The sequence below is a fragment of the Prevotella conceptionensis 9403948 genome (assembly GCF_000312305.1).
GTDB lineage: Bacteria > Bacteroidota > Bacteroidia > Bacteroidales > Bacteroidaceae > Prevotella > Prevotella conceptionensis.
Genome location: NZ_HE999450.1, coordinates 19,994 through 43,022, shown reverse-complemented (window position 1 = coordinate 43,022; position 23,029 = coordinate 19,994). Strand labels below are relative to the sequence as shown.

Annotated in this window: 15 protein-coding genes and 2 pseudogenes; 10 read left to right on the top strand and 7 right to left on the bottom strand. The window is 45.1% G+C overall.

The genetic code is table 11. The features are described from left to right. The 3 genes from BN93_RS18065 to BN93_RS12080 all read left to right on the top strand — a co-directional run. A partial coding sequence (locus tag BN93_RS18065) for an RHS repeat-associated core domain-containing protein (RefSeq protein ID WP_019188580.1) occupies positions 1-2,887 on the top strand: 2,887 nt, incomplete at its 5' end. Between the two features lie 5 nt (positions 2,888-2,892). Then, on the top strand, positions 2,893-3,519 hold the full coding sequence (locus BN93_RS12085; protein ID WP_019188579.1) for a hypothetical protein: 627 nt from the start codon (positions 2,893-2,895) through the stop codon (positions 3,517-3,519). Positions 3,520-3,567: 48 nt separating this feature from the next. Then, positions 3,568-4,272 (top strand): hypothetical protein, encoded by a 705-nt coding sequence (locus tag BN93_RS12080; RefSeq protein ID WP_019188578.1) that lies wholly within the window; start codon positions 3,568-3,570, stop codon positions 4,270-4,272. A 152-nt stretch (positions 4,273-4,424) separates the two neighbouring features. On the opposite strand, the pseudogene BN93_RS19085 reads toward BN93_RS12080, so the two are convergent. Beyond that, positions 4,425-4,661, bottom strand: a pseudogene (locus BN93_RS19085) (hypothetical protein); the annotation flags it as partial. Between the two features lie 65 nt (positions 4,662-4,726). After that, a complete protein-coding gene (locus BN93_RS12075; RefSeq protein WP_019188577.1) occupies positions 4,727-7,033 on the bottom strand; it encodes an outer membrane beta-barrel family protein in 2,307 nt (768 codons plus the stop codon). Between the two features lie 335 nt (positions 7,034-7,368). On the opposite strand from BN93_RS12075, the pseudogene BN93_RS12070 reads away from it, so the two are divergent. Next, positions 7,369-7,721, top strand: a pseudogene (locus tag BN93_RS12070) (transposase); the annotation flags it as partial. Positions 7,722-8,053: 332 nt separating this feature from the next. Here the strand turns inward: BN93_RS12070 and BN93_RS12065 are convergent. The 4 genes from BN93_RS12065 to BN93_RS12050 all read right to left on the bottom strand — a co-directional run bounded on the left by BN93_RS12065 (position 8,054) and on the right by BN93_RS12050 (position 14,557). Next, positions 8,054-9,337, bottom strand: a complete 1,284-nt coding sequence (locus tag BN93_RS12065) for a Gfo/Idh/MocA family protein (RefSeq protein ID WP_019188576.1) — start codon at positions 9,335-9,337, stop codon at positions 8,054-8,056. Positions 9,338-10,265: 928 nt separating this feature from the next. Next, entirely contained in the window at positions 10,266-10,451 is a 186-nt protein-coding gene (locus BN93_RS12060; protein ID WP_019188574.1) for a hypothetical protein, read from the bottom strand. Positions 10,452-10,838: 387 nt separating this feature from the next. Further along, positions 10,839-12,179, bottom strand: coding sequence for a TolC family protein (locus tag BN93_RS12055; RefSeq protein ID WP_019188573.1), 1,341 nt, complete (start codon positions 12,177-12,179; stop codon positions 10,839-10,841). Between the two features lie 299 nt (positions 12,180-12,478). Further along, positions 12,479-14,557 (bottom strand): DNA topoisomerase 3, encoded by a 2,079-nt coding sequence (locus BN93_RS12050; protein ID WP_019188572.1) that lies wholly within the window; start codon positions 14,555-14,557, stop codon positions 12,479-12,481. A gap of 385 nt (positions 14,558-14,942) precedes the next feature. Between BN93_RS12050 and BN93_RS12045 the strand changes: the two genes are divergently transcribed. From BN93_RS12045 to BN93_RS12030, 4 genes are all read left to right on the top strand, one after another. Further along, positions 14,943-15,452 (top strand): nitroreductase family protein, encoded by a 510-nt coding sequence (locus BN93_RS12045; RefSeq protein WP_019188571.1) that lies wholly within the window; start codon positions 14,943-14,945, stop codon positions 15,450-15,452. Positions 15,453-15,990: 538 nt separating this feature from the next. Then, positions 15,991-17,058, top strand: coding sequence for a 3-phosphoserine/phosphohydroxythreonine transaminase (gene serC / locus BN93_RS12040; protein WP_044260674.1), 1,068 nt, complete (start codon positions 15,991-15,993; stop codon positions 17,056-17,058). Between the two features lie 101 nt (positions 17,059-17,159). Further along, entirely contained in the window at positions 17,160-18,077 is a 918-nt protein-coding gene (locus BN93_RS12035; RefSeq protein ID WP_009229124.1) for an NAD(P)-dependent oxidoreductase, read from the top strand. An 11-nt stretch (positions 18,078-18,088) separates the two neighbouring features. After that, complete coding sequence (locus BN93_RS12030) at positions 18,089-19,342, top strand: DUF1015 domain-containing protein (protein ID WP_019188568.1); 1,254 nt, start codon at positions 18,089-18,091, stop codon at positions 19,340-19,342. Between the two features lie 747 nt (positions 19,343-20,089). Here the strand turns inward: BN93_RS12030 and BN93_RS18715 are convergent. Then, on the bottom strand, positions 20,090-20,284 hold the full coding sequence (locus BN93_RS18715) for a hypothetical protein (RefSeq protein WP_019188566.1): 195 nt from the start codon (positions 20,282-20,284) through the stop codon (positions 20,090-20,092). A 1,320-nt stretch (positions 20,285-21,604) separates the two neighbouring features. Between BN93_RS18715 and BN93_RS12020 the strand changes: the two genes are divergently transcribed. Further along, positions 21,605-22,189, top strand: a complete 585-nt coding sequence (locus BN93_RS12020) for an IMPACT family protein (RefSeq protein ID WP_044260717.1) — start codon at positions 21,605-21,607, stop codon at positions 22,187-22,189. Between the two features lie 381 nt (positions 22,190-22,570). Further along, positions 22,571-23,029, top strand: a 459-nt coding sequence (locus tag BN93_RS17690) for a glycoside hydrolase family 10 protein (protein WP_157462849.1), incomplete at its 3' end; no start/stop codon positions are given.

Genomic DNA, 23,029 nt, shown 5'->3' with positions numbered 1-23,029 from the left:
CATAACCGACCATAAGGGCAGGACAACCACCATTGTTACAGATGCGTGGGGCAAACCCGTCTCCACCACTTCGCCCGATGGAATAACGACGACCACAACCACCGCATGGGGCGGAAAGGGTCTGTACACCATCGCCAAAACCATTACGGGCAAACCCAAGACCATTGTGCATTACGATGCATTGGAGCGCGAAGTGCGTAAGGGCAACATGCGGTTCGACGGCAAGTGGCAATTCGTGGATAATGCCTACGACTATAAGGGCAGGCTTGCAAAGACATCCTTGCCGTTTAAGGGCGATGCGCCCACGCTGTGGACCACCTACGAATATGACAACTACGACCGCCCCATAAAGCAAACGGAAGCTTCGGGAAAGACTGCTACGTGGAGTTATGCCGGCCTGAGCGTTACCGAAACGAAGGAAGGCATCGCCTCGACCAAGACAACGGATGCCATTGGCGAACTGATAAAGGTGGAGGACCCTGGCGGAACCATTACCTACACGTTGCGCCCCGACGGACAACCCAGTGCGATAACCGCGCCAGGCAACGTGGTAACCACTTTCGAATACGATGGATTCGGTCGCCGAACGGCTATTGCTGACCCGAGCGCAGGCAAACAAACCTTTACGGAAAAGTATGATAACTCAGGTATTTGCACTTCTACCGCAACAGATGCGCGAGGCAAAACTGTAACTACCATAAAAGATAAGTACGGCAGAACCATTCAAATCAACCGCCCCGAGTTCAACGTATCATATACGTATAATAAGGATGGGCAGTTAGAGCGTGAAGAATATTCTGACAGGAGAGCTAAATCTTATAGCTATGATGCTTTAGGGCGAGTTGCCCATTCCTTAGACGACGCGTCTGGTATTGACGTTGGTTTCACATACAAGGATGGAAATGTTGCAAGCATAAAGTACAATTCGCTAAATAACCCTAGTGGTGTGGAAATGAAGGAAACTTATCTCTACACAAACGGGCATAAAACAGAAGTAAAGTTTAATGACCGCCGAAGCGTTTGGAAACTTATTGAAGAAAACGACTTAGGCCAGCCCACACAAATTGCCACAGGCTCGCTGGTACGCACTTATAGCTATAGCAACATAGGCTTACCCACAAGGCAAACCGCGGGTAAGGTGCAAGACGTTTCTTATAATTTTGATGTGCAAACGGGCAATTTGCTAAGCCGAACGGACAACAGACGTAATATTACCGAAACATTTGGGTATGATAAACTAAACCGCCTGTGCCAAATCGGAACGCAACAAGTGAAATATGCTGACAATGGCAATGTATTGGAAATGCCAGGAATGGGCGTGATGGGTTATGATAATGCAGCAAAGCCCTATCAGGTTACCGCTTTCACGCCCATTGGGAATAATGTGCCTACCCGTGAACAGCAGATCACCTATAATTCTTTCCAATGTCCTGACAAGATAACGGAGAACGGCTATTCGGCCTCGTTCAGTTATGATGCAGAGGGCGACAGGGCTGAGATGACGATACGTAAGGGTAATGATGAGGTATTAACAAGACAATACATCGATGCAAGATACGAGATAGATAACAGCTTTACGGAACGTTTCTATTTGGGTGGCGATGCCTACGACGCCTTGGCCGTATGCGTCAACGATTTTGGAGTCGACTCAACATACTACATCTTGCGCGACTATTTGGGTAACATCACTCATATAATCAATGAAGACGGCACATTAAGACAAGAACTGAGCTATGACGCGTGGGGACGTTTACGCAATCCTGACACGCATCAGTTATACGCTGTGGGTAAAGAACCTAAACTGCTTTTAGACAGAGGATATACAGGGCATGAATATCTGCCATGGTTCGGCCTTATAAACATGAACGCCCGACTTTACGATCCCGTATTAGGTCGTTTCTTAAGTCCCGACCCATACGTGCAAATGCCAGACTTCACGCAAAACTTCAACAGGTATAGTTATTGTTTGAATAATCCTTTGAAGTATGTGGATAAGGATGGGGAGTTTTGGTTCTTACCTGCAATTATAGCCTTTGTTGTAAACTATGCTACAACGGGAATAACGAAAGGAGATTGGGGACTAAAGAACATAGGAAGCAGCTTGGTCATGTCTGCCGTTGCACTTGTAAGCTATGGTGTAGGTATGGGCATTACAGGAGCTCTAGCCAAAACTGCTATTTTGTCGCAAAGTGTTATTGGAGGAATCTCTGCCGGAGTAGCGGGAAGTGTAACGGGAGCGATGTCCTCGCTCATGGCAGGTGGCAATATTGGTAGGGGCGCGTTAATTGGTTTCGTCTCTGGCTTAGTAGGAAATGCGCTATCTGGAATTAACATGAAGAGTATTTGGCTTGAAGGTGTTTCTAACGTTGCTGCTGGTGGTTTGATAGGTGGTGCAACATCCCTTGTCTCTGGTGGTGACTTCTGGAGTGGTTTTGGGACAGGTGCAATAAGTGCAACTCTTGGTTGGGCACTAGGTAAAGGAGCTGATTATGTGAAGGATGCTGTAAGACGCAATGAAATACAAAGAGAAGTGGAAAAATATCTTGGCCTATCTAAAGATGTTAAGGAGCAGCAGATGTCATCTCCATTTGCAAAGGCTGAACAACTAGAGATACCCGACATGACTGCAGAAAAATGGAATGCAATTAAAAACATTTACAAAAGAGCTAACGCGAAGTATAGTGTTAATTTCGAGAAAAGCCAAAATTTTGATCTTTTACAAGAAACCTATAAATTCAATAGGCTACATTTGCGATACAATAATACAACAAAACCAAATCAAGCATCTTACACTTATCATTATGATGGTACGGATATAATAATGAATCCGTTAAGACACATCATTTTTGATTCTTTGTATCAGTGGATTGTATATAAAAACAAGTAACTTATATGAGACGAAGATTCTATTTTACGCATTCAGTACTCATTTGTCTATGTCTTACCTCGTGTGCGGGCATATACCGTACTACGTATTACATAACGGAGACGCAAGGATGGAAGAAGGCAGATTATAATGGTGTGAACGACATAGCTTACACCAGCGATACCGCACCAGATTCGATTATGCTTAATGTAAGAGGACCAGGTGCAGCAATTTCAACAGGGCCATTATTCTTTCCCTTTGCCTTTCCCACATGCCTACTGTTTTGGATAAAACACTCCCCAGAGTTGGAGGTTGAAGCCAAATTCTACGTGTGTCAGCCATACACGATTTATCCACAAAGCATTCGCTTTACGGATAATGAGGGGAACATGATGACTCCCACGATGATAGAAAGTCTAGATATAGTTCACGAACAAGACATAACAAAGCTAGACTCTACTGCTATCGTACAGGGTATAAAGACGAGCGGAGCGATAAGGTTGCGTTGGTATTTTAAGGGGAAACAAGCAAGAAAGAAGGGTTTTAGCGTATGGATGGATGCCCCAGCAGTTAATGCGAAAGACGGCAAACCACTGCGTATCTGGTTCAGACGTAAAACGGTGTATGAATATGTTCCGTTGTTTACCCATTGATGCTTGATAACACTTGTGGCTTTTTCTTTTAAGAGGATTAAAGTAAATATGAAAAGGGTATATTTAATTTTCATCATGGGCAGTCTGTTTTTCTACATTTCAAATGCTCAGACATTAATTGAACAGGTTGAGCGTGCTTACAGCGCGCTCGACTCTGCTTCTTACATCAACAAAATCGTCTTGTCTTATGCAAAGTCGTTAGAAAAGAATGAAGAAGAAACGTACAAATTATTGTATAGCCCCGATAGTGACAGCATGAAGGTCGCTCAGTGGTTCAATAGAGCTGATAGCATGTATCTGAAATATCTTCAAAAAAATAAAATTCTGAATGGGCCAGCCATTAGACGTTTTGAAAATGAAGTAAAATCAGGAATGCCACTCTACGTTCTGAATTTAAAACTGAAAGATAAGCAGATATTGCAAGTTGATACTGGCAGGCTGGCCTTTAATCTTTTTTATTTCGACAAAAGATGTAAAGGACGGTTATACGTATATTGCTATGACGGAAAGTATGGTTGGCATGAGGATGGTTATAGGACTTTTTCAAGACGTCTTGGAAGGAATGCACCAAAAGTTTTTAGGAAAATAATGCGTAAACATCCGAAGTATCTATTGTTCTGCCCTGAATTAGAAGGCATGAATACCATTTTATATGTCATCAACAATGAAGTGTTTATTTACAGGATTGTTGAAATGGAGAAGTATAAATTAGACGACTATATGAAGAATAGGACGGCTATTAGGAATTCATGATGCCCAATTACAATATGCCCATAGGCAAAACGGCACTATCGCTAAAAGCATGTCCCACGCTTTCGGTCATGCGCCGTTCTTTTCTCGTTCCTCGAAAAGTGCGTTTTCTCGCCATGACAATGTCCGAGCAAGCTCGACATTGTTCATTGGGCTTAACGAAGACGTTCATCTTTCGTGTTTTGACATAATACACACGGCCATGTAGACAAAAGAACAAAAGACATAAGAACAAAACATGAAGAAGTGCTCTTTACTTTTTCTTCATTATGTGCCACTGGAAAGACGCTTTCAACTTGTAAAGATACACCAGCCTTACCAAGCGAACATTTCTTACGTATTACGTCAATATTTGGCTGTATTCCGTAATGTTTAGCAATCATCGCTAAACAAGACGGTCCACAGCAACTTCCTGTTTAACAAAATCCATGATCGTGCGATTAAATACCCGTACATTCTACAAGCGAAGAAGTTGGTCGCTGCTCTTTATCTTCTGGTTTCTTTGTTTGTTGTTGAAACGATAGGAGACAGTCAACCCTACAATCTGTCTATCTTGGTCTTCCGTCTGTCTGAATAATAACCCTTGATAGTATACTTCATAACGTGAGATGTCTTGTCTGAACACATCATTCCAATACAGGGAGACTGACAGGGCTTCGTGTAACAATCTTTTCTGTACGGACAGGTTTAGAAGATGTCTTTCCTCGGTCAGGAATACTCTAAAATAGCCTTTCCCTGTATATTCGTAATTGACATTAACGTCAAGCCAAGGGAGAACCAAGGTGTTTTGCATTTGAAGATATGGCACAGGCCGACTGAGTGTCTCTGTATGCTCATGCTTTGTTGCAAGATAGTTGATATGATGAATATAAGCTAAAGTAAGAGATGGCTTGTACCAATCGAATGACTTGCTGTAATTCATCATAACAGTGATGTTATGTTGTTTCTCCAGATTATACCACGAACTTTTGACCATATCATAATCGGAAGACGACACCAATGTAGAAAGTGCCATTATTGGCGACTTCACGTATTGATATTTGGCGGAGAAATAAAAGTTATTACAAGACAGAGCGTAATCAAGTGTGCTGTTCCTCTGTGGTCTTAGCATCGGATTACCTTCTTGAAACTTATAACGATTGAGATAATAGCTATATCCACCGATAAATCCGAGGGGTGGCCGTTGCATATCATACTTGAAACTTATTTGGTGAGCGGTGTTGCCTAATGAAAATGACAAGGACGCATACGGCAAAATCTGGCTGCTGTTTTGCTCCGTTTTTTGTGTATTCTGCTGAAAGGTGTTACGAGTGTTCTCGTATCTCATACCGATTTGTGCCTGATAGTGATTGCCTTGATAAGTAAGTCCCATATAAGCTGCAGAAATAAGCTCTTTAGTTTCAGAGTTTCGTTTCTGCCTGCTGCGACTATATTCTAATATATTCTCATTTGTGATGTAATCGAATTGTCCGCCTAATTGGGCAGACAATCTCTGATGGAGAGGATAGATAAAATGTGGGTTGATTGAAAACAAATTGTTCGTTACACGGTTCGCTACGTTTGTCGCTTCGTTGGAGTTAGAGAATACTTCTTCGGTATTTTGTGTTCTCTTGCTATGCGTTGCTGCATAGTCGGCAGCCAAAGAAAAAGCCAATCCTTGCTTGTCGGTATAGTTGTAGTTGAGGGCAACATGTTTGTAGTCCAACTTATCATTGAGTTTAGAAAGACTATGAAACGACACTTTGCTTTCTGAACGATTGATTACATCATTTGTAGCGTTGCCGGTATCGTTTATTCTTGAAACAAATCCGTCGAACATAAGCGACAGTTTGTGAGATGATGTCAATTGCCAATCTACGCCAAAGTTATAATTTAACTTCCGTATATCACTCGGATATGATAACAGATTAGTATGGCTAAGGAATAAAGGCACAGATGTATTGTCTATGGACGAAAAGGCAATGTCTTGAAAACTCTTTTTCTTGTAGCTTGCATATTGCAATGTTCCATAAAGTGTAACATCTTTGAAGGCATAGATAGCATTCAGGTACTCATTATGTGACCAAGCCCTGCTCTTTCTTACTGTTGCCTGTGTGTTGAGAGTTAATCTATCAAGGGGAGCTGATGTCGTAATCATGATAACGGCTTTCACGTTGCCCCCATATTCAACCCCAGGGTTATTGTTTACAGCAATGTTCCTTATGTCCTTTACGCTCAGTGTCGCTATCTCGGCATAAGACTGTACTTTTCTGCCATTGACAACATACAATGGTGCCGCTCCACTTATTGTTATGATATTACCGTCCCTCTCTACAACACCAGGCACAGAAAGCAATAGTTCTTTGATGTTGTTTCGGTTAGCAAGATGTGTTCCGGCCACATTTACCTCAAGATTACCCGAACGGTTCATCTTCACAATGCGTCGCGATGCTCTTTTAACAACCTCCTTGAGCTGATACGTTTCTTTTTCGATAAAAAAAGTCGTACGAAGAGAGTCTAAACTAAAAGTGGACGGCTTATATCCAAGCGCAATTATTTTTAACAAGCAATCTGTACATCCTTTAGTGTCAAGTGTGAACTTGCCATCCTCCGTGGCTACAGTAGCATTTATATAAGTGCTATCTCTTGTTATTAAACTGACCGTTGCGTACCCAACGGCATCCTTGTTATCCTTGGCCAGCACAACTCCAGATATACTTTGAGCTAATGTTGGGAAGGAGAACAGCACAAATAGAAACAACACTCCCAAAAATTTATTCATCATGCGAATTTGTATTTAGATGACAAAATGAAACGGGGTCATAAAAACCACGACCTTCATACATAGGTCTCAATCTGCAATGCTTTAACATACATCTTGTGGAAAAACTACATCCTTAATTCCGCAACATTTCAACCTAAGTATTAATATAAGTGCCTGAACAACAAAAGTTGCTCAGTGTTTTGTCTTGTTGCAAAATTCACTTCACTTAGTGCTGAAATCAAAAGTGTTAAACCAAGCAACAGACAATGGCAAAAGTACAAATAAAATCTGATAATTTCACTGCTTTTGGAGGAGTATTAACGACAGAAGTGTGTATATGGCAGCCTTGGCCTTTGGAGGGAAAATATACTTACCGCTGCATCACGACCAACGATTACGAGATGAGCCTCTTAGACGTTGTGCACTTCTACAACCAAAGGGGGAGCAGTGAACGCTTCTTCGATGAACTCAACAACGGCTTTGGCTGGCGGCATCTACCCAAATCCTTCATGGCAGAGAATACCGTTTTCTTAATTATGACGGTGCTCATAAGAAACCTCTACAAGTTACTTATGAGTGATGCCTACATCAAGTGTTTCGGCCTGAAGAAAAAAGCAGAATCAAAAACTTCATCTTCAAACTGGTCTCAGTTCCTGCCAAATGGAAAAGGGCGGCACGTCGGCAAGTCCTAAACGTCTACACCACCTAGCCAGTCTATGCAACCATTTTCAACAACGGTTTCGGATAAGCACACCTCTTTTCAGGTTATGTTTGCGTAGCCCTCCAACACGCCACATGGGGTAAGGGAAAACTGTGTGTCTTAGCTCCAAAAACAAGCTAAGTAGAATAGAATATGTTACAAAAAAAGAAGGAGATGGGTTCAGGCCGACATAAGTTAACGTTTAAGCAACTTTGCGGATTTTAGAAACATAAAAAGCCAAAACAGTCTTTATGTAGGATTTAAGAGATTATGGTTGGGGTTGGGTAGGCGGAAAGGGGATGGCGTTAGGCCGTGAGCGGGAGGAAACCTTGCCCATTGGTTTACCGCAAGACATTGCGGCGTGTGAAATCGGGTATCATTACGGGCATCGACCCATGCTCGATAGATAGTTTTGAGAGTTCGACAATGCAACACCACTCCGCTAAGTCGTACACGTCCATGTCTAGTGGCAAGCCTTGTTGCAGGCATTGGGCCAGGCGTAAGTCCATAAAATAAGACATGCCGCCGCGCGAGTCGAGCTGCTTGGCCATACTAATAGTTTGAGCCGAAAAGGGTGGGGTATAGCGATTGAGCAACGTTTCTATTTGCAAAGTGCTCAAAGGCGTGTTGTCTTCGGCAATATCAAAACCCATTTTAGCGGCTGCATTGGGGCTAAGTAGTACTTCGGGGGTGGGATATTTGGCAACATATCCCTGTGTGCCAACCACTTGAAACATGCGGCTATATGGCCGCGGTGTCATCACGTTATGCTGAATAAGGATTGTTTTGCCCTTCATGGTGCGTATCATGGTAGAGGTTTGGTCGCCGTTGGCAAAGCTGTCGCAGGCTTTCCCCATCACCTCTTTATATACTTCCTTGCCCAAAATGGGGTCGGTGTGCATGGCGGTGAGGTAGTGTAGGTGGTCGGTGCGGTGGATGTCTAGCAGCTGACAGGCAGGCCCGATGCTGTGTGTGGGATAGACGTCGCCACAGGTAAGGCGGTTATATTCCATGCGCCAGGGTGTCCAACGATGCCCAATGGGATGTGCATAACCGCCTTCAACATGCACCACCTCGCCGAACAGACCCTCACGAGCCATTTCGCGCACGGCCATTTCAAAATGGTCGTACACAGCGTTTTCAAGCATCATGCAGTGTTGTTGTGTGCGTTCGGCTGTGTCTACCAATTGCCAAATGTCGTCGAGAGTTAAGGCGGCAGGCACTTCCACGGCCACACATTTGCCGCAGTGCATGGCATGGAGGGCTATCGGCACGTGCGAAAGCCAGTCGGTACACACATAAACGAGGTTCAGGCCCTGTTGTTGGCATAGCTGTTGATAAGCGTTTTCGCCCCAATATGCGGTGGGACGTGGCTGGCCTAGCTGTTCAACGTGTTGCGCAGCCTCTTCTGCGGCTTGCCTAGACACGTCGCACACGGCTACAATCTGCACGTTTGGGATGTGGCACCATCGCGTAACGGCCATTTGTCCACGTGCACCCACTCCCACAAATGCCACTTGCAAAAGGGGCATGGGCGCGAGGGCTAACGACAAAACGTTGCGCTGACCAGCAGCGCGAGTGGGTACAGAGGTTTCTAACGGACGTGCCGCAGGCATGGTTTCCATTGACATAACGTTTTAAAATCACTGCAAATATACAAAAAAATGGGATAGAACGTGAGGTTTTAAGTTTGTGAGCTGATTAGTTTTTGAGTTTGTAAGTTGGTGAGTTTATGAGTTTGTAAGTTTATAAGTTTGTAAGTTGGTGAGTTTATGAGTTTGTAAGTTTATGAGTTTGTAAGTTGGTGAGTTTATGAGGCTGTAAGTTGGTGAGGGTTTGAGTTTATGAGGTTGTGAGGGTGTAAGTTTTTGAGTTTCGGTATTAGTTAATTCGTGAGTTAATAAGTTTGTTAGTTTACGATTAGGTTAGTTCATGAACTTACTAACACCGAAACTCATAAACTCAAAAACTTATAAACTCGCCAACTTACAACCTCATAAACTCAAACCCTCACCAACTTACAGCCTCATAAACTCAAAACTTATAAACTCGCCAACTTACAGCCTCATAAACTCAAAACTAATAAACTCACCAACTTACACCCTCACAAGCTTAAAATCTTATAATAAATTTTACAAAATAGGTGCCGTTCGCCACACCATTCTAGCGAGAAAAAGGTTCAAAAGCAAGCAAAAAAGTGTTGTTTTCAGCCTTAATCGTTTCTTTTTCTGTCCGTTTTTTGGGCATATTATCTGCATTTTGCACCACTTTGCCTTTCTAGTTTGGTTGCCGGCTTGTGTTTTTTCAACCCCAAAAAGCTGTATTTAGCCCCTAAAACCCCACTTTTTAATGGTTGTTTTTCCCTTTTTTGCCATGTTTTTCATGGTTCAAAAAGGGTTTGTTTATACAATTGTTGTGGATGTTTATGCTTTTCGTCTTGCATTTAGCAGCACTTTGCACTGCGTTTAGCACCATTTTACCTTGCGTTTAGCACCAAAATGCCTTGCGTTTAGCAGCAAAACGCACTGCGTTTAGCGGCATATTGCACTACATTTAGCGGCAAAACGCACTACATTTAGCGGCAAATAGCCCCGAAATGGGTGCAAAGGATGGTGTTTTGAAATAAATATTCATTTTGCCTGCATTCACATGCTGCCCCTTTTTGCACCAAAACCAACCCTCGCGAGAATCGATTTTTTGCGGTAGGGTGAGCGGCTGGTGGATAAAAATGGCACTCATAGTGTTAAAATTTATGCTGAAAAACGGACAAAGCATGAGGTGGTGAGTAGGTAAGTTTACGAGTTTACAAGTTTACAAGTTAACGAATTTACAAGTTAACGAGTAGACAAGTAAACAGGTTAACGAGTAAACAAGGTGACAAGTTAACAAGCCCTCTGTAATGCGCCAGCAGTAAGTGTCCAATCTGCCTTTAGGCATGTTCTAAAAATTCCCCGCAAAGGTTCAATCGTTGTTCCTTGTATTGCTCTTCACTGTCTTTTTGCTTTTATCTGGCATCTTTTGCTTTCTCTTTCAGTCGCATAATGCATTATGCTCCTTCAAGAAGTAAGCAAAACCTGCTCAGCTAAAAGCTAAAAATACAGCAAAGGCAATTTTTAGAACCTGCTTTTACTTTATCTCCCCTGTTTTATAAAAGTTAAGCAGGTGGATATTAAGAATGGCCATGTACTTACTTTGCAGTTCGTTTTGCTGAGCGGTAACAAGATTGTTTTTACCTGTCATCAGTTCGATAATGTTTTTTAGTCCGAGGTTGAACTGCTCGTTCAGCAAGTCGTAGCTTTGTTGTGCGCTTTCCACACTCACCTTTGCCGCCTTGTATTTGTTCTGGTTGTTGGTGGCTTGCAACCAACATTCCTCGATATTAGAATAAAGGGCCGTTTGCTTATCTTGCAATTCGAGCATCGAACTCTGCTTTTGGAACTGCGCTCTGTTAACGGCCGTGCGTTTGGCGCGGTTGTCAAGGAGCGGAATGCTTAGGGTAAGGCCCGCACCCATGTCGAAATTGGTTTTTATTTGCGTGCCCCAGGCATTGTTGCTCATCGAGGTGGTGTTCGTTCCCATGCTTGCCCCAAGGCTTAGCGTGGGCAGATTTTGTGCCTTGGCCACCTTTATGCTTGTTTCGGCACCGTTGATGGCTAGCTGTGCAGCCTTTAATTCGGGTCGCCAACTGATGGCTTGGGTATACACCTCGCTAACCGAAGGAATGGGTTGTAGTGCCATGTCGTCGGTGGTAGCAGGCACTGCCACTTCGAAAGGTGCACTGTCGGTGATTTGTAAAAGCTGTTTAAGCTGGCGTTTAAAGTCGGCCAATGTGCTCTGTGCCGAAAGAACGTTGTATTCTTCTTGCGCTCGCTGTGCGGTGAGTTGTGCTAAGTCGGCTTTGCTCATCTTCCCCACGTTCAGCATCTCTTTTCCTCGTTCCTCGTTTCGCGCACTCGTTTCTAAGGCCTGCTTGCTTACATTGATGGCCTCTGCCGAATATAAAATCTGTACGTAGAGTTGCGCAATGCGTTCTTGTATGGTGGCAGCCGATACCATAGCCTCGGCCTCGGCTTTGTTCATTTGCAGCTGGTTAAGTGCAATGGTGTTGCGGTTGCGGTTTCCGTTCCACAACGTCCATTGGGCATTGATAACGTATGTGCCGTTATAGAACACCTTGTCGACACTCGATTGTACCGAGCCGTTGGCTACTCGCGCCGCTCCTGTTTCGGGCCACGGCCGATAGTTTACGTTTTGCGATGTGGAGGCCGATACCGAAGGCAACAGCTCGGCCTTGCTGTGCAGCATCTCTTCTTCGGCCGACTTAACGGCAATGCGTTGCTTTTGCAGACTGATGTTGTGCTGCATGGCGTGGCTTATGCAGTCTTTCAATGTCCATTGGTGGGTTTGGGCAAAGAGCATGGTGGGCAAGGCAAAGAGTATGCCTAGGCTTAGGGTCCATTTCTTCATTGTATGAATAGTTGATGGGTTTACGAGTTGACGAATTGACAAGTTCACGAGTTTACGAATTTATGTGTTGGCAAGTTGACGAATTGAGCGGGTGGTGTGCCTGTTTCGCCATAGGCCTACTGTTTAACAAAGCGTTTTATCGTTGCTCGAAAAGTGCGTTTTGTTGCCAATTAGACACCAAAAGAGCCGAAAAAGTTTACAAAGACGATGGTCTTTAACAATAATTTGTGGTGTTGTGGCTGCGCATTGAAAGTTTGAAAGCATACCAAAGTGTTGGCAAAACGCAGTGGCATTCGTGTCTACACCTCGCTGAAAGGCAAGCGGAATGTGCAACCTGCCTTCCAATTGCTGCATCCGTAAGCCCCTTTGCCCTTGATGATAACTCCTTGCTTGCATTGCGGACAGGGCTTACCCACAATGCTGTCGTTGGCTTGGAGGGTTTGCGGTGCGGTTGGTTCGGGCGTGGCCGAGGCCTTTGTTGCGTTCTGCGCCTTGGCCTTTGGGTTGGCTTGCGTTTTGGCTTTTGGTGCGGATGCCTTCTTCTTGGCGATGGTTTTCTTGAGGTCGTCTTCGGTGGTGATGGTGATGTGGCGGTTGGAGTTGTCGGCCAACACCTCGTTAACGATTTGGGTTATCTGCGCTTTCAGTTCGTTAACAAACTGCTGTGCATCGTAGTTGCGGTGCTCGATGTCGCGCAGTTTCTTTTCCCAAATGCCTGTTAGTTCGCAACTTTTCAGCAGTTCTTCGCGAATAATGCCAATCAACTCGATACCCGTTGGCGTGGGCAAAAGGTTTTTTCGCTCGCGACGGATGTAGTGGCGCTTAAACAAAGTCTCGATGATGCCAGCGCGCGAAGAGGGGCGGCCGATGCCGTTTTCTTTCAGTGCACTGCGCAATTCTTCGTCGTCAACGAATTTACCAGCCGTTTCCATAGCGCGCAAAAGCGTTGCCTCGGTGTAGAACTTAGGCGGAACGGTCCACTTTTCGCTCAACGTGGGCGTGTGCGGACCCTTTTCGCCCTTGGTAAAGGTGGGTAATGTGCGTTCTTCGGCCGTTTGTTTGGCCGAATCGTCATCGTTGTTGTTGTTTGTTTCTTTGGCGTAAAGCACGCGCCAGCCCTGTTCCAATATCTCTTTGCCCGTGGCTTTCAGCTCAATGTCGTCTACTTCGCCCGTCACGGTGGTGGTAGAAAATTTGCAATCGGGATAGAACACGGAGATGAAACGCCGCGTAACGAGGTCGTACACGTTGTTTTCCATATCCGAAAGTGCGCCTGCCGGAACGCCCGTAGGGATGATGGCATGGTGGTCGGTAACCTTCGACGAGTCGAAAACCTTCTTGCTTTTGTTCAAAGCCTTGCCTAATAGCGGCTGAGTGAAGGTTTCGTAGCCGCGCACACCTTTTAATATAAGGGGACATTTGGGGTAGATGTCGTCGCTAAGATATTGCGTATCTACACGCGGATAGGTGGTAAGTTTCTTTTCGTAGAGGCTTTGTATGAGGTTTAGCGTGGTTTCGGCCGAGTAGCCGAACTTGCGGTTGCACTCCACTTGCAGCGAAGTGAGGTCGAAGAGGTGGGGCGGAGCCTCCGTTCCTTTCTTCTTCACAACGCCCGTTATCTCAAAATCTTTGTCGGCGATGGTGGCAAAGGCGCGTTCGCCCTCTTCCTTGTTGGTGAACTTGCCCTTGGTGGCCGTAAACAGCGTGTCGCGATAGATGGTTGAAAGCACCCAATAGGCTTCGGGTTTAAAGTTGTCTATCTCTTTTTGCCTGTTAACAATGAGGGCGAGAGTGGGGGTTTGTACGCGCCCGATGCTTAGCACCTGACGGTTTTGCCCATACTTCAAGGTGTACAGGCGCGTGGCGTTCATTCCTAAAATCCAATCGCCAATGGCACGGCTAAGTCCTGCTAGGTATAGCGGTTGGTATTCGCTTTGGTCTTTAAGGTTAGCAAAGCCCTGGCGTATGGCCTCCTCTGTGAGCGACGAAATCCACAATCGCTTAACAGGGCATTTGGCTTGCGCCTTCTGCATCACCCACCTTTGTATCAGCTCGCCTTCTTGCCCGGCATCGCCGCAGTTCACAATCTCGTCGGCGTTTTGCATGAGCCGTTCAATCACTTGGAACTGTTTTTCGATTCCGCGGTCTTCAATTAGCTTTATGCCGAAACGTTGGGGTATCATGGGAAGTGCGCCCAAACTCCACCTTTTCCAATTGTCGGTGTAGTCATTGGGTTCTTTTAGGGTGCAGAGGTGGCCAAAGGTCCACGTCACTTGATACCCGTTGCCCTCCATGTACCCGTCGCGCTGGGTTGTTGCGCCTATTACAGAGGCAATGTCGCGCGCAACGCTGGGTTTCTCGGCTATGCAAACTATCATCTTCTATTATCTAATTAAGACAACAAAGTTAGGAATTTTATTTTTAAAATGGCGCGCGTGGTGAGGCTAACTGGTTTAAGGCAGGTTGTAAATGTTCTCTGCAAAGGCGCAAACCTTGGCTCTAAGTGTTGCTTTACGTGGTGTTTTTCGGCAGGAGATTGGAAAACCATAAGTTGCTGATGGGAGAGTAAGGCGAGGAAGAAGAGCGGAAATCGTGCTGATATTTCGGCAGACCGGCTAAAAACTTGCCTTGGAAAAGGCGTTGTTTGCACACTTTCTGTGCATGAAAAACATAAAAAACGGTGGTAAAATCGCCCTTCGTCTCGCAAAAGAATGCTAACTTTGTCGCACTACAACATGTTGAACCCTTAAAAAAATAAAGCGAATGGACTTTCTGAATTTGGCAAAAGAACGATTTTCTGCACGTGCTTTCAGTGCACAAGTAGTGGAAGAAGACAAGGTGAACTATCTTTTGGCGTGCGCCCAACGTGCACCCTCGGCCTGCAACAAGCAGCCGTGGCACTTCGTGGTGGCGCAAACGGATGAGGCAAGGCAGAAGGTGCAACAGTGCTACAACCGCGATTGGCTGAAAACGGCACCCCTATACATTATTATATATGCAGCCGATGACAGGGCTTGGGTGCGCGAAGAGGACGGCAAGAACCATGCAGACATTGACGCAGCCATAGCCATTGAGCACCTTTGCTTGGCTGCAACGGCTGTGGGTTTGGGCAGTTGCTGGGTGTGTAACTTCGATGTTGCGGCGTTGCAAGCGGCCTTCCCGCTAGGCAAGGAGTGGCATCCCGTGGCCATTCTGCCCATCGGTTATCCTGCAAACACGCCTTCCAAGCCGTCGCCTCGCAAGGATATTGGCGAAATCGTGTCGCGTTTCTAGTGCTTGAACACATGCAAAACACAACCTTAAAAGTGAGAAAAAGCGCGGTGAAGAGCCACACAAAGGCTTCACGTCGCGCTTTTTTACAAATTTAAACAGAGTGTCAAAAAGACAATTGACATACGCAAACAACAAATTGCCGTTATTGGATAATCGTTCTTTCCGTTACTTTTTGCAACATATTTTACAGCTAAGGTTTATTTCATTACAAATCATTCGCAACGAAGGCGCATGGCAAACGAAAAATATCCACTAAAAAATTTGGCAGGAATAGCAAAAAAAACTATCTTCGCACCATCAACTACCAATTAACGATAAAGGCGGGTTCTAAAAGCCACCTACAACGGGTTGCTGGATTTTAGCTGAACAAGCTTGGCTCATTTCCCCAACGAGGCGTAGCAAGCTATGCAACGTGAAGGAAAAGCAGAAGGCACTAAGCGAAAAACGAAAAGCCATGAAGGGATGCACAACGCCACTAACCCGTGCAGGCCTTAGGACACGCACAAGGATGTCTATATTACTAAAAACATAAACGAATATGAAGAAGTACAATTTTAATGCCGGCCCCTCAATCCTACCTAGAGAAGTTATCGAGAACACGGCGAAGCAGATTTTAGACTTTAATGGTTCTGGACTTTCTCTCATGGAGATTAGCCACAGGGCAAAGGATTTCCAGCCCGTTGTTGACGAGGCCGTTGCCTTAATTAAAGAATTGCTCAGCGTTCCCGAAGGATATTCGGTTATATTCCTCGGTGGCGGTGCTTCGTTACAGTTTACCCAAGTGCCCTGCAACTTCCTTATTAAGAAGGCTGCCTATCTTAATACGGGCGTATGGGCAAAGAAATCTATGAAAGAGGCTAAACTTTACGGCGAAGTTGTGGAAGTTGCCACATCGGCCGATGCCAATTTCACTTATATCCCAAAGAACTTTGACATCCCCGCGGATGCCGACTACCTGCACGTTACCACCAACAACACCATCTACGGAACGGAAATCCGCAAGGAAATAGACTCGCCAATACCACTTATCGGCGACATGTCGTCGGACATCTTCAGCCGTCCCGTCGACGTTTCCAAGTACGACTGCATCTACGCCGGTGCCCAAAAGAACTTGGCAATGGCCGGTGTTACCGTTATCATCGTGAAGAACGACAAACTGGGACGCGCCCCACGCCAAATTCCAACCATGCTCGACTATCGTACGCATGTTGATAAGGGTTCGATGTTTAACACGCCACCTGTTGTTCCCATCTATTGTGCACTCGAAACGCTACGCTGGATTAAGAAGAGCGGCGGCGTTGAGGCGATGGACAAGAAGGCCATTGAAAGAGCCAAGATAATTTATGATGAAATAGACCGCAACCGCCTTTTCCGTGGAACGGTGAAAGAAGAAGACCGCTCGCTGATGAACATCTGTTTCGTGATGAACGAAGACTTTGCCGAGTTGGAGAAACCTTTCATGGAGTTTGCAACGCAAAAGGGTATGGTAGGCATCAAGGGCCACCGCGACGTTGGCGGTTTCCGAGCAAGCTGTTACAATGCCATGAGCATCGAAGGCGCAGAGGCTTTGGTGGCTTGCATGAAGGAATTCGAGGCTAAACTTTAGTTTGCAGATAGATTTTTCGTATTCAAGTGGTGGGCCGTGTGCCTCGTTTTAGGCCTCGACCCACCTTTATTTATTCACCTTAAGTATATACAGTTTTCCTTATGAAGGTACTTGTTGCTACTGAGAAACCTTTTGCCGCCAATGCGGTGAAAGCCATTAAAGAAGAGATAGAAAAGGCAGGACACGAACTTGTTTTGCTAGAAAAATATACCGAGAAGGCACAATTGCTCGATGCCGTGAAAGATGTTGAGGCCATGATTGTGCGTTCCGACAAAATTACGCCCGACGTAATGGATGCCGCTCCCAAACTTAAAATCATCGTTAGGGCTGGTGCCGGCTACGATTCCATCGATACGGCGTACGCCAAAGAGAAGGGTATCATTGTGGAGAACACGCCTGGACAAAACGCCAATGCCGTGGCCGAATTGGTGCTTGGCTTGCTCGTTTATGCCGTTAGAGCGTTCTTCAATGGCAAGTCGGGTTCAGAACTTATCGGCAAAAAGCTGGGATTGTTGGCTTTCGGAAACGTAGGTCGCAACGTGGCTCGCATTGCTAAGGGTTTCGGTATGGACGTTTATGCCTACGACGCTTTCTGTCCTGCCAACGTTATCGAAGAGGCTGGCGTACACGCTGTGGCCAATCAAGAGGCTTTGTTCGACCAATGCGACATCGTTAGCTTGCACATCCCTGCTACACCCGAAACAAAACAGAGCATCAACTATGCGCTCGTTAACCGCTTGCCCAAGGGTGGCATATTGGTTAACACTGCCCGCAAGGAAGTGATTAACGAGGCCGAACTGCTCAAACTCATGGCCGAACGCGAAGACTTGAAGTTCGTTACCGACATCAAACCCGATGCCGATGCCGACTTCGCTAAGCTGGAAGGCAGATATTTTAGCACGCCTAAGAAGATGGGCGCACAGACAGCAGAGGCCAACTTCAATGCTGGATTGGCCGCAGCTAAGCAAATTAACGCATACTTCGCTGATGGATGCACCAAGTTCCAAGTAAATAAGTAGTAACACAGACTATGGCAACGATAAGACCATTTAAAGGCATCCGCCCACCCAAAGAACTGGTTGAGAAGGTGGAATCGCGTCCCTACGACGTGCTAAGCTCCGAAGAGGCTCGTGCAGAGGCCGGAGATAACGAGATGAGCTTGTACCATATCATCAAGCCTGAGATTGATTTCTCGCCCGACACATCGGAGTACGACCCCAAAGTTTATGAGCAAGCTGCACGTAACTTCAAGAAATTCCAAGACAAGGGATGGCTTGTACAAGACGAAAAGCCGGCTTATTACATCTATGCGCAAACCATGAACGGCAAAACGCAGTATGGTTTAGTGGTGGGTGCTTTCGTTGAGGACTACCTAAACGGAACCATCAAGAAACACGAACTGACGCGCAAGGACAAGGAAGAGGACCGTATGAAACACGTCCGCGTGAACGATGCCAACATCGAACCGGTGTTCTTTGCCTATCCAGACAACAAGGTGCTTGACGAACTGATTAACAAGTACGTTAAGAACAACGCACCTGAGTACGACTTCATTGCGCCTATCGACGGTTTCGGACACCAATTTTGGGTTATTTCCGATGCTAACGACATCGACGTTATCACAAAGGAGTTTGCTAAAATGCCTGCTCTTTACATCGCCGATGGTCACCATCGCTCGGCCGCTGCCGCATTGGTTGGTGCCGAAAAGGCCAAAAACAACCCCAACCACAAGGGCGACGAGGAGTATAATTACTTCATGGCCGTTTGTTTTCAAGCATCGCAACTCACCATCCTAGACTATAACCGCGTGGTGAAAGACCTCAACGGACTTACTTCTGCCCAGTTCTTGGAGAAACTGGAAAAGAATTTCGACGTGCAAAAGAAGGGCAAAGAAATGTATCATCCCACTGGGTTGCACAATTTCTCGCTCTATCTCGATGGCGAATGGTATAGCCTTACGGCCAAGCAGGGCACTTACAACGATGCCGACCCCATCGGTGTGCTTGATGTCGACATATCTAGTAGACTGATTCTCGATGAGATTTTGGGTATTAAAGACCTTCGCACCGATAAGCGTATCGACTTCGTGGGTGGCATTCGTGGCCTAAACGAACTGAAAGAACGCGTAGATAGCGGTGAAATGAAGATGGCTTTGGCCCTCTATCCCGTGTCGATGCAACAGATTATGGACATCGCCGACAGCGGAAAGATTATGCCACCGAAGGCCACTTGGTTCGAACCAAAACTGCGTTCGGGGCTTGTAATACACAAGTTGAGCGATTAACATACCCTCATATCAAGGCCGTCGGGCATGCTTTTGGAGTGCGCTATTGTGCGTAGAAAGCTGCCCGCGGCTTTTTTTATTGCTATTTTTGGAGCTTGGTTTTAGGTCAGCCAAGCCTCGTTCGTCTATAAGGCATGCCGAACCGAGAGTTGAAAATAGCTTGTATTGGCTTGCTTATTGGTGAAATTTAAGTTTTTGAGTTTGTAAGTCTCTGAGTTTATAAGTTTGTAAGTTTTTGAGTTATAAGTTTCTAAGTTTGTAAGTGAAATCGTCTTGACCTTTTATATTTCTATAAATTGAGAGAATTTTGTTGTCTTTGTGATGTCAACACAAAACAAACACTCCTCTCATATACGAAGTGCAGAACAAATCAAATCACTGGCTTATAAACTCCTGAAAACCCAGCTACTCCCGAAAACATCAGCTCATCAATGTACAATCTCAAAAACTCACAAACTTATAAACGAACAAACTTAGATACTTACAAGCTCAAAAACTGATAAACTCAAAAGTTTAAATTATTATCTTTTATTTTACAATGCCTCTCTAATTTTCACTCCGTTCTAGCGAAAATATAGGTTAAAAAGTAGGTAAATTACTACTATTTCCAACCTTCCGCACCTTTTATCATGTCCACCTTTAAGGACAAAACCTGCATTTTGCACCATTTTAGCTTTCTAGTTTGGTTGCTGGCTCGCAATTTTTCAAGTCCCAACCCCAGCATTTTACCCCCTAAAAACCCACTTTTTAACGACCATTTTGCCCTTTTTTGCCATGTGTTTCATGGTTCGAGGAGGTTTTTTCTGTGCCATGACACTGAATTTTTATGCACATCTTCTTGCATTTTGCGCCATTTTGCACTGCATTTTGCAGCATTTTACCTTGCGTTTTGCACCAAAACACACTGCATTTTGCACCGAAACGCACTGCATTTAGCGGCATATTGCACTACATTTTGCCACAAATAGCCCAAAAAACGGTGAAAATTGCTGTTTTATAAAATAAATATTCATTTTACGCCATTCACAAGCTACCCCCTTTTTGCATCAAAACAAACCTCCGCGAGAATCGATTTTTTGCGGCATGGTTGGCGATTGGTGAACGAGAAGGGCACTCATAATGTTAAAATTTATACTGAAAAGTTGACGATTTCCAAGTTTTCAAGTTGACGATTTCCAAGTACCAAGTTTCAAGTTGACGAGTAACCATTCAGCAATGAAGCGTATAAGCCATTATTGATTATCAACAAGTTACACAGGCAGGCACATGCAAGACCTGGTAAAGTAATGTCATTTCGAGTCTTTTTATCACAACATTACGTTTATAAGTTCTTGATAACCAACGTTCATTATTGCTGAATAGTTACTGTTGACGCGTTGAAGGGTTAACGAGTAGTCGAGCGTATTGGTTCGTGAGTTTATGAGTTGGCGTGGGGAGTTTACGAGTTTGCGAGTTGACAAAGATTGTCGTCCACTCCGTATAAGTCATTTGGCTTAACCCTTTAACCCCGTCACTCCTTTTAGGTGAGTTTATGAGTTCATTCCTTTTTCAAGGCATAACCACATTTTGCCACTGATAAAGGGGGCAGAATTTCAAAGATTACAGTGCCTTTGTAAAGTACTTCGCACGTGAGAGAAAAGTTTATCTTGGTTTATTATCGCATCACAAAGGTCATAAACTCCTCTCAATTTATAGAAATATTATAGCCAAGCAAAATTAGATATGGAAAGCCATAGGTGCATCGTAAGCAAACCTATAACAACAATTTTCCAAAAGCAATTATGTTTGACTATAAAAGTAAAGGCTACTTCAGTTTCCGAATTCTGGGACGTGTAACTTTTTCTTTCGGCTTTTCCCAATTGATAAGCCTATAAGCTTTTGTGTGAACGAACATACGTGCCTTGCATAGCCCCACACCCCCGATAGTTGATAAGCTTGCTGCATACTTACCCATGTTAATTTACCCGTTGCCCCATAACCGCCTAAACAAAATTAACGTTTTCGTTAAGCCAAATGAACAACGTCGAGCTTGCTCGAACATTGTCATGGCGAGAAAACGCACTTTTCGAGGAACGAGAAAAGAACGTTTTCGTTAAGCCAAATGAACAACGTCTAGCTTGCTCGAACATTGTCATGGCGAGAAAACGCACTTTTCGAGGAATGAAAAAGAACAATTTCTTTCGCCTTATCGTTCTTTTTGTGTTAACTTTGCAAGACACCCCCATCCTTCGGCATGGGGCACACCTATTTATATATAGAAGGATGAACGACGAATACAAAACCATTGACGACATAGGGCAAGGCGTTTACACTGAGAAACGGAGTAAGTTCTTGGCTTATGCCCACCCTGTTGACTCGGTTGAGCAAATAAAAGATCTGCTAGCCGCCTATCGCAAGCAACATTACGATGCTCGACACGTCTGTTACGCCTATATGTTAGGCCCTGAACGGCAAGAATTTAGGGCTAACGATGATGGCGAACCCAGCAGCACGGCAGGGAAACCCATCCTTGGGCAGATAAACAGCCACGAACTAACCAACATCCTCGTGGTGGTGGTTCGCTATTATGGCGGTGTAAACCTGGGTACGGGCGGGCTAATCGTGGCTTATCGCACCGCGGCCGCCTTGGCTATCGATAACGCCCCAATGGTAAGCAGGCTGGTAGAAGAAACGGTTTCGTTTGCCTTTCCTTATGTAATGATGAATGGCGTGATGCGTGTGGTAAAAGAGTCGGAGGCAAGAATTCTTGCCACCAACTTCGAAAACACCTGCGAGATAAAGCTAAGCATTGTACGCTCGAAAGCCGAAGAACTGCGAAACAAACTCAACAAGCTTTCATTTGGATAGGCGCGTTTCGGCCACTACCTCGCAGACTTTCGCCACTGTTTCGTAATTGTTGGCTACTTCTTCCACTCTCGAACACTTCCAAATTTATAAGTTTGTAAACGTTTGTTGGTAGCATGAAATAAAGTTCCAACGACTCACCAACCGAGCAACTCACCAACCTCTCTTGTGTTTGGGGTAGCGATGCAATAGGACTCCAAAACTTGCGAACCGAGTAACTCGCCAACCTCTCTTGTTTTGGAAATAGCGATGCAATAAAATTCCAAAACTCGCGAACTTGTAAACTCACCAACTCAATAACTCACCAACTTAAATAATATTATATTTCAAACGGCGGTTATTACATGTGTTTTGACTAATTTTGCACGAAAACAATAACAGGAAATGAAAAGACTAATGATGATAGCCACACTTTTGGCTACCATGTTGTTTGCAGGCGCACCCCAACTTAGTGCTGCCTCGCTCCACAGCAAACGAGAATTCAGGGGAGCATGGATACAAACGGTAAACGGACAGTTCACAGGGATGAGCACCGCAGCCATGCAACAAACGCTTAGACAGCAACTCGATGAACTGCAACGCGATGGTGTTAACGCCATCATCTTTCAGGTTCGGCCAGAGTGCGACGCGCTCTACGAAAGCAAAATCGAGCCGTGGAGTCGTTTCCTAACGGGCGTTCAAGGGAGAGCTCCCATGCCTTACAGGGACCCGCTCAGATGGATGATTACCCAATGCCATCGGCGCGGCATGGAACTTCACGCTTGGATTAACCCTTATCGTGCAAAGACGGCTGGCACAACAGCCTTAGCGCGCAACCACGTTGCATCGCTATATCCCAATAGG